Annotated in this window: 17 protein-coding genes; 9 read left to right on the top strand and 8 right to left on the bottom strand. The window is 48.6% G+C overall.

Annotated features, from left to right (window positions below; translation table 11 throughout):
* Positions 1-259 precede the first annotated feature (259 nt).
* The 3 genes from IEW70_RS02790 to IEW70_RS02780 all read right to left on the bottom strand — a co-directional run bounded on the left by IEW70_RS02790 (position 260) and on the right by IEW70_RS02780 (position 1,675).
* Complete coding sequence (locus tag IEW70_RS02790) at positions 260-463, bottom strand: hypothetical protein (protein ID WP_188646409.1); 204 nt, start codon at positions 461-463, stop codon at positions 260-262.
* A complete protein-coding gene (locus IEW70_RS18355) occupies positions 430-660 on the bottom strand; it encodes an ATPase, T2SS/T4P/T4SS family (RefSeq protein WP_188646695.1) in 231 nt (76 codons plus the stop codon). Before IEW70_RS18355 ends, IEW70_RS02790 begins: the two co-directional genes overlap by 34 nt.
* A 328-nt stretch (positions 661-988) precedes the next feature.
* Complete coding sequence (locus tag IEW70_RS02780) at positions 989-1,675, bottom strand: class I SAM-dependent methyltransferase (RefSeq protein ID WP_229751788.1); 687 nt, start codon at positions 1,673-1,675, stop codon at positions 989-991.
* Positions 1,676-2,056: 381 nt separating this feature from the next.
* On the opposite strand from IEW70_RS02780, the gene IEW70_RS02775 reads away from it, so the two are divergent.
* The 5 genes from IEW70_RS02775 (at position 2,057) to IEW70_RS02755 (ending at position 6,560) form a co-directional block, all read left to right on the top strand.
* Positions 2,057-2,839: an alpha/beta fold hydrolase gene (locus IEW70_RS02775; protein WP_188646408.1), complete on the top strand. Its 783-nt coding sequence runs from the start codon at positions 2,057-2,059 to the stop codon at positions 2,837-2,839.
* Between the two features lie 394 nt (positions 2,840-3,233).
* The gene (locus IEW70_RS02770; protein WP_188646407.1) at positions 3,234-3,374 is read left to right on the top strand and encodes a hypothetical protein; all 141 of its coding nucleotides are present in this window, start codon (positions 3,234-3,236) and stop codon (positions 3,372-3,374) included.
* A gap of 138 nt (positions 3,375-3,512) precedes the next feature.
* Entirely contained in the window at positions 3,513-4,532 is a 1,020-nt protein-coding gene (locus IEW70_RS02765; protein WP_188646406.1) for a tripartite tricarboxylate transporter substrate binding protein, read from the top strand.
* A gap of 14 nt (positions 4,533-4,546) precedes the next feature.
* A complete protein-coding gene (locus tag IEW70_RS02760; RefSeq protein WP_188646405.1) occupies positions 4,547-5,014 on the top strand; it encodes a tripartite tricarboxylate transporter TctB family protein in 468 nt (155 codons plus the stop codon).
* Positions 5,015-5,054: 40 nt separating this feature from the next.
* Entirely contained in the window at positions 5,055-6,560 is a 1,506-nt protein-coding gene (locus tag IEW70_RS02755; protein WP_373285906.1) for a tripartite tricarboxylate transporter permease, read from the top strand.
* 131 nt (positions 6,561-6,691) lie between these two features.
* Here IEW70_RS02755 and IEW70_RS02750 read toward each other — a convergent pair whose 3' ends face one another.
* Positions 6,692-7,015, bottom strand: a complete 324-nt coding sequence (locus tag IEW70_RS02750; protein WP_188646403.1) for a hypothetical protein — start codon at positions 7,013-7,015, stop codon at positions 6,692-6,694.
* Between the two features lie 146 nt (positions 7,016-7,161).
* Between IEW70_RS02750 and IEW70_RS02745 the strand changes: the two genes are divergently transcribed.
* Both IEW70_RS02745 and IEW70_RS02740 read left to right on the top strand, forming a co-directional pair.
* A complete protein-coding gene (locus tag IEW70_RS02745; protein ID WP_188646402.1) occupies positions 7,162-8,226 on the top strand; it encodes a type III polyketide synthase in 1,065 nt (354 codons plus the stop codon).
* 56 nt (positions 8,227-8,282) lie between these two features.
* Positions 8,283-8,864 (top strand): isoprenylcysteine carboxyl methyltransferase family protein, encoded by a 582-nt coding sequence (locus IEW70_RS02740; protein WP_229751786.1) that lies wholly within the window; start codon positions 8,283-8,285, stop codon positions 8,862-8,864.
* A gap of 88 nt (positions 8,865-8,952) precedes the next feature.
* Here the strand turns inward: IEW70_RS02740 and IEW70_RS02735 are convergent, their stop codons facing one another.
* Positions 8,953-9,291, bottom strand: coding sequence for a hypothetical protein (locus IEW70_RS02735; RefSeq protein WP_188646401.1), 339 nt, complete (start codon positions 9,289-9,291; stop codon positions 8,953-8,955).
* 671 nt (positions 9,292-9,962) lie between these two features.
* Here IEW70_RS02735 and IEW70_RS02730 point away from each other — a divergent pair.
* Complete coding sequence (locus IEW70_RS02730; RefSeq protein WP_188646400.1) at positions 9,963-10,715, top strand: SDR family oxidoreductase; 753 nt, start codon at positions 9,963-9,965, stop codon at positions 10,713-10,715.
* A gap of 7 nt (positions 10,716-10,722) precedes the next feature.
* On the opposite strand, the gene IEW70_RS02725 is transcribed toward IEW70_RS02730, so the two are convergent.
* Both IEW70_RS02725 and IEW70_RS02720 read right to left on the bottom strand, forming a co-directional pair.
* Positions 10,723-10,971 carry a hypothetical protein gene (locus IEW70_RS02725; protein WP_188646399.1) on the bottom strand — a complete coding sequence of 83 codons (249 nt, stop codon included), beginning with the start codon at positions 10,969-10,971 and terminating at the stop codon, positions 10,723-10,725.
* Between the two features lie 26 nt (positions 10,972-10,997).
* Entirely contained in the window at positions 10,998-11,315 is a 318-nt protein-coding gene (locus IEW70_RS02720; RefSeq protein WP_188646398.1) for a M28 family peptidase, read from the bottom strand.
* Between the two features lie 335 nt (positions 11,316-11,650).
* On the opposite strand from IEW70_RS02720, the gene IEW70_RS02715 reads away from it, so the two are divergent.
* Complete coding sequence (locus IEW70_RS02715; RefSeq protein WP_188646397.1) at positions 11,651-11,887, top strand: hypothetical protein; 237 nt, start codon at positions 11,651-11,653, stop codon at positions 11,885-11,887.
* 623 nt (positions 11,888-12,510) lie between these two features.
* Here IEW70_RS02715 and IEW70_RS02710 read toward each other — a convergent pair.
* A complete protein-coding gene (locus IEW70_RS02710) occupies positions 12,511-12,993 on the bottom strand; it encodes a hypothetical protein (protein WP_188646396.1) in 483 nt (160 codons plus the stop codon).
* Between the last annotated feature and the right edge of the window lie 290 nt (positions 12,994-13,283).

The raw sequence follows: 13,283 nt of genomic DNA, 5'->3' as shown, positions 1-13,283 counted from the left end.
TATTATTCCTCGGAGTCAACAACGAAAGGGCTAATTACATAACCCTTTTTCAGAAATTCGAATTTAGACAGGAAGTGAGCCCATTAAGGGTGCTACTGTATCCTCACTGAAAGATTTGGAAACACATCCACGCAAAGTGATGGTAAATGCTTATACGAAGGGGTTACAAAGTAATTGCAACTCAAGGGAGTACAATATTACATTAGGACCCGCTACACCATTGCCTTCTTCAACCCGAGAAGTATGAATACCCTATAGCTTAACAAACCACTGGGCCCAGCATCTCATCTAGGTAGGAAATGCGGGTCGGGTCCGGATTCAACAGTTTGATCCGCCATTTGTCTCCAAAAGAGATGCATCCGCATTGGGCTAGTTCAATAAAACACGCGGCGATAATATAAATTTGACGATATCCGCTTAACATCCATTTCAGCCGGGTGATTTTCTTATTCTGCACGACCACAAAAAGCTGTTCCGGTATGGTGAGTTGATGAGCCTTAAGGCATCGCCAAGGTGATCCGGGTTAAGTTCTTCCCGGTTCAGCTCCTGCAGGATGGCATACAGCGTCGTGGTTTTCCCCGCCCCCGTCGATCCCTTGACCGCCAACAAGCAAAAAGGAACAGGCGTAAACCTGTTCCTTGCAGGGAGGGTGTTGTTAATTACTGTTCGATGCGACGGCGACGAAAAGAAGAATCAAACCATCAATAGAGGTCAACCCACCCACCAAGGAGAAGGTAACATCATTGATTGCGGTCTTAGGTATTTGTCACCTTTGGGCTTATCCTCGTTCTTACCGCTGTTATTGTTGGAATCATCTGAGTTTTCATCGGTGTTGTTGTTTTCGCTGGTCCCGTCATCAGAACCACCGTCGCCACTGTTCCCCCTGACTCCTTATTTGAGTTCTTCGGTCGGTCTAAGTTTGTGTTCTAACTATGTGGGTTGTGTTCTAGCTATGTATGAATAATCATCTAATATGGGAGAACATTTTTTACTCTACTACTGCCCACCCAAAGCGCACATGTTTACTCGCATAATAACCGTCCGTTTGACTCTGAAAATAGCGTTCTTGGATATCGGATGGGCTTAAGTTCTCATGAAGACGGAGCCCTAAACTTTCCAGTTCAAAAGCCAGTGTTGACGGGTCAAAGGTCGTTTTAATCGGCTCGCCTATCTTTCGTAAATCCTCCTGCATTTCTTTCATATGTGGGGTAGCTTCTTCTGGTACAAAGTAATCGAAAATAACCGCACTGCCCACGGGGGCAATATCGGTAATGGAACGCAGCGTTGCGAACACTTCGTTTCGAGTTAAGTACATTGTGACACCTAGCCAACTAAAAAAACTTTTAGTCTGCAAGTCATATGAAGTTCCCTTAAGTGCATCAGCCAAACTCTCCTGTGTGAAATCCACAGGTACAAAGTGAAGATTTGATGGGATTTCCCATCCTAATTCAGCCAGTCGATTCAGTTTGAAGGCTTGTGTGGCCGGGTGGTCCACTTCAAATACCTGAACCTGACTTAGGAGATCCGGACGACGAAAAGCAAAGGTATCCATCCCAGCCCCGAGTATCACATACTGCTCCATCCCTTGTTTTACAGCCTGATCAAGGTTGTCTTCCGTATATCTTGAACGGCTAAGGACATGAGGTAACCCCATGGCTTGCAATAAAGACGGCAAGGTATTTGTCGCCTGGTCGGAGGTATCAAACGATAGGCTAGAAAGTCATCAAAAATTTTTGGGGTATCATTCGTGGCATGGTAGGCACGTAAGTAGGCGGTCATTATTGCAGTAAGACTGACTTGGTTTTCTTTCATTTGAATATCCTCCTTTTAGAGCCTATCTCCTTAGGAACTAAGAGATAACATCTAAAAAGAAGTATACCAAATCCACTCCTTAAGTCAATAAATAAAAATAAATCATACCACAAAAATAAAATCTTGTCAAGGTTTTATTTCGAGAAGCCGCCGAGAGATGCCCCATGGTGAATAGATATTCACCTAGGGAAAATAGGTGAGTATCTTATTGTTGATGCCACTTTAATTAAACGGAGGAATCGGTGTGGGATACTTTGTTAGTGTAGAACCAGGCGTAAGTATATATGTGGAAGATATAAACCCCGGGGGAAGCAAGACCATCGTGTTTTTACATGGTTGGCCGTTAAACCATAAACAGTTTGAGTATCAGTTTGATGTTCTTCCCGCAATGGGATACCGCTGTATAGGAATTGACTGGAGAGGGTTCGGTAAGTCGGATAAACCAATGAGTGGCTACAATTATGACCGATTGGCAGATGATATCCGCACTGTAGTTGGTGCACTTCAATTAGGCAACTTCACACTCGTGGGTCACTCCACAGGTGGAGCGATTGCGATTCATTATATGGCCCGATACAATGGTTACGGAGTATCCAAACTTGTCCTTATAGACGCTGCAGCTCCCATAGGCTTTACAAAAGAAACTGCTAATAAACTTCTTACTGAAACATTAAATGACCGACCTAAGATGATGCGGGGAGTAATAGACACCTTTTTCTTTCAATATATAACCGGCTCATTCTCAGACTGGTTTTTTCAATTGGGATTACAAGCAGCAGGTTGGTCAACCGCGGCAATCATAATTTTACTAAGAGATGAGAAGCTTGATGCTGATCTGCAAAAAATATTTGTCCCTACTTTAATAATTCACGGCATACACGACAAAGTGATTCCATTTGCACAAGCTCGGGAACTAAATCAAAAAATAAGAAATTCACAGCTTGTCCCGTTTCAATACAGCGGTCATGGCCCTTTCTGGGAAGAACGTGAGAAGTTTAACCAGCTATTGGTACAATTTATTGGCTAATAGTTCTCTTCAGCTACAAAAATAAAACTGCCCCAGAATTTTCACTCTTGAGGTTGTTTTATTTTTGTCCGAATGTTTGATTGGGGTCAATCACCTTCATATAGTCAGCGGAATCCCAACGGACCTTCTGTTTTGGAGAAACCAGTGTTCGCGTAGGAAATCGGGCTGGATCCATGACTTGGTGGGTGAAAAACTCCATGTACCCAATCCGTTCGGGATTATCATCGGTCTTTGGTGGCGGTGTAGCATACAAGGTTTTGGTGCCAAAGTTGTTTATCTCCACTTGGCGATCGTTCTTTCGATTTTTCATCGTCGATGGAGGCTGGTCTTGATGGCTGAATCTGCTTCTGAAAATATTAACCCAACATGGGGTGTGTCAGGGAGTTGAGACGGTGTGAAAGAGTTGGTTGGCATGTGTACAGGATGCGGCAGGGAAGTCTACTGCCTGAACGGGTTTTTGAACGGCGTAGTGGATGAAGAGAAACGTCTGTGGTGTACGGCATGTGAAGAGAAGCCGAAGGGACAAGATGGATAAGTTGGTTTGGAGGGCTGGGTTTTCCCGCTCGCTATTTCTAAAACGATAAATCTAGTAAAAAAAGAAGGATAATCGGAAAATAGACCGAAAAATCATAGTAATCCGTCTGTTTTGACGTCAATGGAGGGAGCGGGTGGTATGAAAAAATGGACAGGATGGATCCTTGGAGGCTTGTTGGCCCTAGGCATGTCGGCATGCAGTGGAGGCGGAGATCCTTTTGCCAGTGAGAAAAACAGCACAGAAGGGTACCCCGAAAAACCGGTGACGATCGTGGCGCCTTCCGGTGCGGGAGGCGGATGGGATCTGACGGCTCGGGCGATGGCCAAGGCGCTGACGGAAGAAAAGCTGATCAAACAATCATTGACGGTGGAGAACAAACCCGGGGGTGGCGGAGTTGTTTTTATGGCAGAATACGCCACACAGGATAAGGCGAATCCGTACAAGTTGTTTGTCAACTCGCCGCCCCTTTTGATCAATCACTTGAAAAAAGAAGGCAACAGTCCTTACGGATACAAGGATACGACGCCGCTGGCCCAGTTGACCAGAGATTACGGCGCGTTTGTAGTCAAAAAAGATTCCAAATACAAAAAATTATCCGATCTGTTGGCAGATCTGAAGGCGAATCCCCGTCAGGTCCGTATCGCAGGCGGATCGGCTCCAGGTTCGATGGATCACGTGATGGCGGTACTGCCGGCGTATAAGTTGGGGGTGGACCCGAAAAAACTGAAGTACATCCCCTATGATGGAGGCGGGGAAGCGATTGCAGCCCTGCTCGGAGGCAACGCGGATGTGATCGCTACGGATGCATCCGCTGTCAGCGAGTATGTCAAAGCAGGCAAAGTGCGGGTGTTGGCAGTTACTTCTCCAAAACGTTTGGATGGTGAATTAAAAGCGGTTCCCACATTGAAAGAATCCGGGGTCGATACGGAATTTATCATCTGGCGCGGGGTATTCGGACCGAAAGAGATGAGTGCTGAGGCCAAAGCGTATTGGGAAAATACCTTGAAATCTCTCTCAAAGTCCGGTGCCTGGGAAGAAGAGCTGAAGGCAAACCGCTGGGAAGGGGACTATAAAAACAGTGCCGATTTCCAACGCTTTTTGACCGGGCAGGAAAAACAACTTCGAGATATTTTGACTGAGATGGGCATGGCGAAGTGAAGGAGGGAACATCCTTGAATCCGGCTTTTGACCGTTGGGCCGCCCTCGCCTTTTTTGCGGTGGGGGCCGCCTTTGTATACGGAAGCTTGCAACTGTCCCACACGGCTTACGGTTCCCAGGTAGGACCCGATGTGTTTCCCATGGGATTGGGAGCGGTTCTCATGTTGTTGGATGTGCGATTGCTGGTGGATACTTTTCGCTTGCGTCCCTCTGGTGAAAAGGATGCAAAAGGGAATCAAGCTCATCTTCGGCAGTTTGGCGCATTGCTGTTGTCTGTCGTTGTCTATATCGGGTTGTTGGAAACCTTGGGCTATGTCCTGTCCACCTTCGGCTTTCTGTTGGCCGGCTTTCAAATCATGGAGCGGGGGAAGTGGCTTTCTTCGGTGATGATTGCGGCTGTCTTCTCCATCGGGGTGTACGGTCTGTTTGTCGGTGTTTTGCAAGGGACATTGCCGGGATTTCCTACGTGGCTGACAGGTTGATGGACAGGGGGTGTGAAAGGTGGAATCGTTAGAGTATTTGATGAAGGGATTTCTCGTCGCTTTTCAATGGCACAACCTGTTGTTTGCTTTTGTGGGAGTGCTCATCGGGACGGCAGTCGGTGTATTGCCGGGAATCGGGCCGATGAGCGGGGTAGCCCTGCTCATTCCTGTATCCGCTTCCTTGACTGCCGGGATGGGCCCGGAGGAGGCGGCAGCCAGCTCCATCATCCTGTTGGCGGGTATTTATTATGGGGCGATGTACGGCGGCTCCACCACATCGATTTTACTCAATACACCAGGGGAATCGTCTTCGGTCGTCACCGCGTTGGACGGGTACCAGATGGCGCGTCAGGGACGTGCGGGAAATGCTTTGGCCATCGCAGCCATCGGCTCGTTTGTAGCCGGGGTGGTCTCCTTGATCGGGTTGGTATTGTTGGCACAGCCCTTGTCGGAGATGGCGCTCATGTTTGGGCCCGCTGAGTATTTCTCCCTGATGGTGTTGGGGTTGTGCGCTGTCAGCGGGTTGGCAGGGCGATCGATGACCAAGGCATTGATCATGACGGTATTCGGCTTGCTATTAGGGACGATCGGGGTGGATAATGTCTCCGGTGTAGCCCGATTCACTTTTGATCAGCCGGTATTGTACCAGGGATTGGAGTTTTTGACGGTGGCAGTGGGGTTGTTTGCCCTGGGAGAAGTCTTTAATACGGTGCTGGAAGGGGGAGGAGAGAACGAGAAAGCAGGAAAAGTGGGCAAAGTGACCCTGAGCCGTCAGGATTTGAAACAGAGTGCCGCTCCGATCGCCCGGGGCTCGCTCCTCGGATTTTTCATCGGCACGTTGCCAGGGGCAGGCGCGACGATGGCTTCCTTTTTCAGCTACATCACCGAGAAAAAGTGGAGCAAACAGCCGGAACGGTTCGGGAAAGGAGCCATCGAAGGCGTGGCGGGACCGGAATCTGCCAATAACGCAGCTTCCGGTGGTGCGATGATTCCCCTGTTGACGCTGGGGATCCCCGGATCGGGCACAACGGCAATCCTCATGGGTGCGCTGATCATGTACAATGTTCAGCCGGGTCCTCTGTTATTTGAAGAACATCCCTATGTCGCTTGGGGACTGATCGCCAGCATGTTTATCGGGAACGTCATGCTGCTGGTGTTGAACTATCCGCTGGTCAAAGTATTTGCCAGGATTATCGATACACCGCCTAAGTATTTGATTCCCCTGATCATCGCCATTTCCATCTTTGGGGTGTACGCGGTGCAGGTGAACCTCTTTGACCTTATCGTTTTGGTGGTCTGCGGGTTGCTCGGCTATATTCTCGCCCGCCATGACTACCCGTTGGCCCCGGTGGTGTTGGGGCTTGTGCTGGGTCCGATGATTGAGTACAACATGCGGCGGGCATTGACTGCTTCTGACGGGGATTTCAGCATTTTCGTGGAGAAGCCGATCTCTCTGTTTTTCCTGCTGGCGGCATTGCTGTGGCTTACGGTGCCGTGGCTGATGAAAGCCAGGGGCAAACGAGTGGTGATAAATGAAGAGGCGTGATCCGCTGATCATAAAGGGATTGTCAAGGAGTGATTTCCAAACGAGGTACTCCGTTTGGAAAGGTGGAGATAAGGGAAAACATCGAGTTATACCATAGTCGGAGAAAGCGACCAAGAGTGGGATGCCCTTATTTACGGGAACAGCGGCAGCGTACCCATCTGTTCCGTGTATACCGTGTGTAAAATCCAACCGGTGTACAAAAGGACCGGCAGTAAAAAGAGAAAGGAAAGCCAGCGGCGCTGAAAGGAGATCCATACAGCGGCCACAGCGAAGAATACCACGATGAACAAGGCTCCCTGGAAGCGGGGAGTGCCGTGGAAATAACCGATAAAGGGTAGATACAACATGATTGCTGTTAACATCCAACCCCAGTGTTGGCGGTAAAACGCGTAGACGGTAAACAATACGGAAAGGATCAGCAATGACCAGAACAACCCACCTATCCAGAACAGCACACAGCACCCTCCTCATTGATGCGGGTTCGCAGCCACCCTGTTACACATAGGGTGGTTTCATTTTACCATTTTACCCATAAGATGGGGTGGTGTATGTTTCCAGACGGGCGGGAGATTCTAATGAAAAATACGTGGAGGGGGTCTCCATGCCGCGAGTGCTTTCTGTGGGAACAGCGGTTCCGCCGTACCCTTTGAAACAGGAGGAAGCGCAATCCTTTGCCCGGGAGCTTTTTCAGGAATCATTGCCCCGGATTGAACGTCTGCTGCCCATTTTTCGCAATGCAGCCATCCGTCAGCGGTGGCTCAGCCGTCCCAAAGAGTGGTTTGAACAGCCGCATTCCTTTTCCGAGCGAAATGAAGCCTACGTGAAGACCGCGGTGCAATTGGGGGAGAAAGCGATCCGCCGTTGTCTGGAATCGTTGGAAATCGCTCCTCAGGAGGTGGATCACATTATTCTGGTGTCCACATCGGGTCTGGCTACCCCTAGCCTGGATGCTCGGCTGATCAATCAAATGGGGATGAGTGCCCATGTAAAACGGACCCCGATCTGGGGACTGGGATGTGCCGGCGGCGCGGCTGGGTTGGCACGGGCATATGAGTATGCGCGGGCATTTCCTGATGAGACGGTGCTGCTCGTCGCCGTGGAGTTATGCAGTTTGACCTTTCGTCAAAGGGATCGGTCAAAAAGCAATTTGGTGGCTTCTTCCCTGTTTGGGGATGGCGCGGCAGCAGCGTTGGTGGCAGGAGAAACTTCCCGTCCAGTCGCCGCGGGTGCAACCGGGCCGCTGATTGTGGACGCGATGAGTACCATTTGGCAGGATTCCCTGGATGTGATGGGGTGGGATGTGACGGATGACGGGTTGCAAGTAATCTTCTCCCGTGACATCCCCGCCATCGTTAAACAGGAAATGCAACCGGTCGTGGAGCGATTTTTGGATCGGAGAGGGCTGACAGTCGATCAGGTGGAGCGTTATATCGCGCATCCCGGCGGGGCGAAAGTATTGCATGCCTATGAGGAAACTTTGGGACTGTCCGGGGAAGCATTCCGCCATGCGAAGTCGGTGCTCGAAGAAAACGGCAATATGTCCTCTGCAACCGTGTTGTTTGTGTTGGAAAAAGAGTTGGAGGAGATGCATCATCCGGGTACCTACGGCCTGGTTACTGCGCTGGGGCCCGGCTTCAGCTCAGAAATGTTGCTGTTGCAATGGTAACGGTTTTTCCCGGGAAATAGGTGGAAATAGAGCGAGGTAAAGGAAGGAGATGGCGAATGGAAACGAAGGTGGGGATGCTGATTCTGGCATTGGTCGGTTTGCAACGTTTGGCGGAACTCCGATTGGCAAACATCAATGCTCGTTGGGCGTGTCTCCACGGCGGTGTGGAAGCGGGAAAGGAACATTATCCGTGGGTGGCGGGTGTGCATGGACTGTTTTTTGTGGGAGGATTTATGGAACTGTATTGCATGAAGCCTGTTCCTCCGAGCTGGTGGGTTGTTCCCTTTACCCTGTTTATGATGGCGCAAGGTTTGCGTGTTTGGAGCATCGCTTCTCTGGGCCCTTATTGGAACACGCGGATTTGGGTGGTTCCCGGTCATCCGCCAGTGATGCGGGGGCCCTATCGTTGGCTGCGGCATCCCAATTATGTGGTGGTGATGGTGGAGCTGTTATGTCTTCCGTTGTTGTTGGGCGCAGTCTATACGGCAGTCGCCGTGACCGTAATCAATAGCTGGCTGCTCCTGACCATCCGCATTCCGGCGGAGGAAAGGGCATTGACAGAGTTGACCACTTATCAAAGGGATATGGAAGGAACACACCGGTGGTTTTTTTGGCGATCCCCCCAAAGTGAACAATAATCCCCTGCTCTTCGGCAGGGGATTCAGGTAAGCAGAAAGCACTCTGCTTCCATGGTCATGGAATGGATCAGCCACTTTCAGCCGTCTCTCATTGCTGCTGACCGATATTTTTTACTGCGTCCACCAGTTCCTTCAGGGTATTTTGGATCTCTATCAAAATGCTATTTTGCTGCTGCATGGCATCCGTCTGATTGCCCAGTTCGTTAGAGATACCACCCAAGGTATTGAGGAGCAAGATGCCCAATACCAGAACGATGACCAAGCCGGCAATCATCATCATTCCGCTGAAGCATCCCTTATTGGAGCTTTCCGGCTGTTGCGCCGGTGCTTGATGAATCTCGATTTTCGGCTGTTGCATCGGTTGTTGCTGCTGATTGGGTGAGGGGTCGGACGGTTGCTGTTGACCGGGGTGTTGATCTTGGCTCATCCGGGAACCTCCTTTTGACTGACAGATATATTCTTTATGTTTAGTTTAGGGTTGGATAATCTTAAAGAAAAGCGATTTCTGAGGGAATGGTTCCAAGAGCATAACAAAATAAGCAGAAGGTTGGGGGATTTATTTGAAAAACTTTACCTTTTGATGGATAATATTCATCCTTGTTGCTTGGTACAACTATGGACCGAAGAGATTCTTCCATCATGAGGAGGGATTTCATCCGTGCTTGTCTGGGTTTCGGCAGCCAAAACGCGGCAGATCTATAAGGGTTGTGGTCATTCGCACCCATCGTCTTGGGATAAGCTGAAATAGTTATATTACCGTAACCACCCGCGCTATCGGGCGGGCGCCGTATCGCCGTTTAACGGAATTGCCGGATCAGGTAAAGGATCACCTCCCCCCACACGCCCAGGAAATCCCATCGAAAAGCGTACCATAACGCTCGGGAGTAGCTCGGGAGTAGTATAAAGATCTTGAAGACCGAATGGGATGTTTCACGGGAATAGATGGCCCATCGGGTAGCGTGGCTGCAAGTGAAGAAATAGTTTGAAAAGAAGGGGGATGGGGTTCAACTCAGACGATCAGATAAAATGAGAGGGAATAAAGCGTGGGCCAAAAAGGGGACAAAGCCACGCTCTTTCTATGGAAAGGGGAATCGTTGCATGTCACATACACGTGTGATCGCTGTTACCGGTGGCGGGCAGGGAATTGGCCGGGCGTTGGTACAACATTTTGCCGGTGAAGGGGCGCGGGTGTATTTTCTGGATGTGGATGAAGAAGCAGGTCGTGAGGTAGAAGGGGAAGTTCGCCGTTCCGTATTCACCCGGGGAGATGTGTCCCGGGAATCGGATGTTTACAAATGGATGGAGTCCATCAAACAGAAAGAAGGCAAGCTGGATACCCTGATCCACAATGCCGGCATCATGATTCGCCGTTCCGTGGAAGAGCTCAGCCTCGAGGAGTGGAACCGGGTACTCGATATCAATCTCACCGGGGCTTTTCTCACCGCCAAATACGGTGTGCCTTTGCTTCGAAAAGGAGATCATCCCAGCATTCTACATATCGCTTCCACGCGTGCCTTGATGTCGGAAGCCGACACCGAGTCTTATTCCGCCACCAAAGGCGGTTTGTTGGCATTGACCCATGCATTGGCCATTTCGTTGGGACCAGCGATCCGCGTCAATGCGGTCAGTCCAGGCTGGATCGATGTAACTCCCTGGCAGAAGCGATCCGTCCGGGAACCGGAGGAGTTGACGGAACAGGATCATCGGCAACATCCCGTCGGTAGAGTGGGTAACCCGGAGGATATTGCGAAAGCGGTCCGTTTTCTCACCTCTCCGGATGCGGACTTTATCACCGGGGCCAATTTGGTGGTAGACGGCGGCATGACTGTGAAGATGATTTATGCGGAGTGAAAGCTGTTTAGCTGTGGAACCGGATCGAGACAAAGACCCGGTCGGGGGTGTCGGAGGCGTTGTCGCCAGAAGGTGTTTGATGATTGGTTTCCGAATCGTAGCCGCGGATTTCCCGAACAGTGGCGGAAACGGTGACGTTGGTGTCGCCGTATAGGGCGTGAACGGAATCGGGGGTCGAGTCGGAGCTGACGATGGGAGCGGCCCAAGCGGGAGAAGTACCGGCGATCGGGTTGGCATCATAATACAGCCCGTCCAAGTGGACGGGCTGTATGTACGGAGTATTTATTTGACATCCATCTCTTGATAGGAAGCAGTCGGTTTACTTTGAGCTTTCATCGGCTGTCCTGCAGCAGCTGTTGGAACAGGCAGCTTTTTGTCAGTGGCCAGGTTGTAGGTCGGAATGGTGGCCAGTGTTCCCATTTTGTACAGGTTGTCCTTGGAGATCTTGTCCAACGTGTCGGCATCGGTATGGTAGTTGGGGTCTGTGTGATAGTTCAGGAATGCTACCGGGATGCCCGCTTCTTCATTGCTGACATGTATTAGAAAAAAGACAGAAAGTACTAACAATAGGCAAAGTGCGATTCGGCTTAGAGTTTTCAATTTACATATACTCCTTTTTATGTAAATACAAATAATATATGACCCCTTCAAAAAGAATCAAAAACAAAAATATATAATATTTATACTGCGGAGATGAAACGAGGAAGTGTTGGGGAGGTACGAGGAATCGACATGAAAGGCTTTAAAAAGGCGACAAAATAGTCATCCTCCATAAGTGTAACTGTAACGGAATAAGAGAAAGGAGAGAAAGATAAAAAATGGGAGGAAACCGGTGCCAACAACTCCGCATAGAGTATCACGAACTGAAGCTCATTCGTCATGCTGTGTCCGAATACATTTTTCACCCTGACAGATCAGGACTTCGGGACGATTATATGGAAGATATAAGTTGGATTCATAACTTGTGGAATCAATTGATAAATTTTCAAAAAAATATAGCCATTGGGCATCGTGAAGCCAAACTGCTGCGAGAAGCATTGGCCCATTACCTGTTTGAAACCGATCAATCCCGATTGAAAGCAATGTACTTAAGTGATGAGAAATGGATCCGGCATCTATGGAATCGAATAAATGAGACCGAACAGGCCCTGCAATCCAAAAGCCCCGTGTAACTCCGATCAACCTTTCTTTAAAAGCCTCTGAGATTCTGGTATCTGGTAGCAATCCTGCTCTGAAATCGACAATAATTTAACTGATAAAAGCTAAACTGAATCGTTAGGAAAAGATGCGTGGAGTTAGGGGCATATTTCACTCCATTGTACTCAAGTACTTATTCGCTGGAAAGCTTTATTTTAGTGTCGATAAACAAGGTTTAAACGTGTATAAACCCGCTGTTTTTTATGCACCTAATAGGGATCATCTAACTACTTATTTATCACCTCAAAAAACCGCCGCAATCCTTGCTCTGCTTGGGATTAAGGCAGTTTTGCATAAAAAATGAATTGGAAACGTAACAGGGAACATCGTTTGTTAAATAAAAAAACCACCCTAAACCCTTGATATAACAGGGGAGAGGGCGGTTTTTGCATAAGGATTTATAAGGTAACAAGATCTACGTTATGATACGTTATAAATCTTTCACATGAAAAACAACCTGTATACGCTATACAGGGCAAAATTACTAGGAGGGGCGGAGAACGCATCGAATTGTCCTTCTTTACTAAAGGAGGACTTTTTTTGTTGATTTTTCCTCACCTCTTAATAGGCATTGGTATTATATTCGGAGAGGTTATTCCTAGTTCTCGAACTGTATGAACTCGCTTGGGTTGTTTCTGATATACTTACCAATCCTCTTTAAAATTGCAGGAGAGATTTCATGGAAAATGGTATTGAGTGGGCTTACGGATGCGAGAAGCTCCGAATCATTGTCAAGGTCCTTATAAGAAACATCGAACCTTCCAAAACTATTCGGGTGGTTCCTCGCTTTAAGAATCCCTTCCATCTCCTCAAGAAGCTGCAACATGGCATCAGCCCTGAAATATCGTAACCCGACTTTGATTTCTGACCATGCTTTTGGTTGCGCCAGAAAATAGGCACTCCACCAATAAAACTCAGCCAGAGATTTACTTGCGTGATTATAAAACACATGGAACATGAACAACGCTTGTTGTCCTCTTGTCAGTTGCTTATAAACCTGTGTCTTTACCGTGTTGTTTTTTCCACGAATCTTAGGGATTATTGGCTCAAAACATGCCCCTCCGAGCGCTTTATCTTCCAACGAATCGAACACCTGTCTCCTCATTTTTACCAACAAAGGTATAATCACTCCTTTCTAACAATTATACAGTATTCGGGGTTACCACCAGCATTTTAGGGGTACCGCCAGCAATTTAAAAAAATGCTACGCTAAGCGATCGACATTAGGCAAACAACACCGATTTTCCACTTTAAGACAAAGGCCCCGCCGATATGGTATGGATCGGATGAGAGCGGGATATTTTGGTTAAAAGTCCCGGCAAAAGACCGGCTCCCTTAACATACAGGGAGCCGGTCTTTTTAATTCCCGAT

The sequence above is a fragment of the Marinithermofilum abyssi genome (genome assembly GCF_014641195.1).
GTDB classification, from domain to species: Bacteria; Bacillota; Bacilli; order Thermoactinomycetales; family DSM-45169; genus Marinithermofilum; species Marinithermofilum abyssi.
This window is presented reverse-complemented; position numbering and strand designations above follow the sequence as displayed.

Excerpts from the sequence above, each read along its gene's own strand:
- IEW70_RS02715 (WP_188646397.1), top strand. The coding sequence starts at position 11,651 with ATGGAAGATATAAGTTGGATTCATAACTTGTGGAATCAATTGATAAAT.
- IEW70_RS02755 (WP_373285906.1), top strand. The coding sequence starts at position 5,055 with ATGAAGGGATTTCTCGTCGCTTTTCAATGGCACAACCTGTTGTTTGCT.
- IEW70_RS02740 (WP_229751786.1), top strand. The coding sequence starts at position 8,283 with ATGGAAACGAAGGTGGGGATGCTGATTCTGGCATTGGTCGGTTTGCAA.
- IEW70_RS02765 (WP_188646406.1), top strand. The coding sequence starts at position 3,513 with ATGAAAAAATGGACAGGATGGATCCTTGGAGGCTTGTTGGCCCTAGGC.
- IEW70_RS02735 (WP_188646401.1), bottom strand. The coding sequence starts at position 9,291 with ATGAGCCAAGATCAACACCCCGGTCAACAGCAACCGTCCGACCCCTCA.
- IEW70_RS02730 (WP_188646400.1), top strand. The coding sequence starts at position 9,963 with ATGTCACATACACGTGTGATCGCTGTTACCGGTGGCGGGCAGGGAATT.
- IEW70_RS02745 (WP_188646402.1), top strand. The coding sequence starts at position 7,162 with ATGCCGCGAGTGCTTTCTGTGGGAACAGCGGTTCCGCCGTACCCTTTG.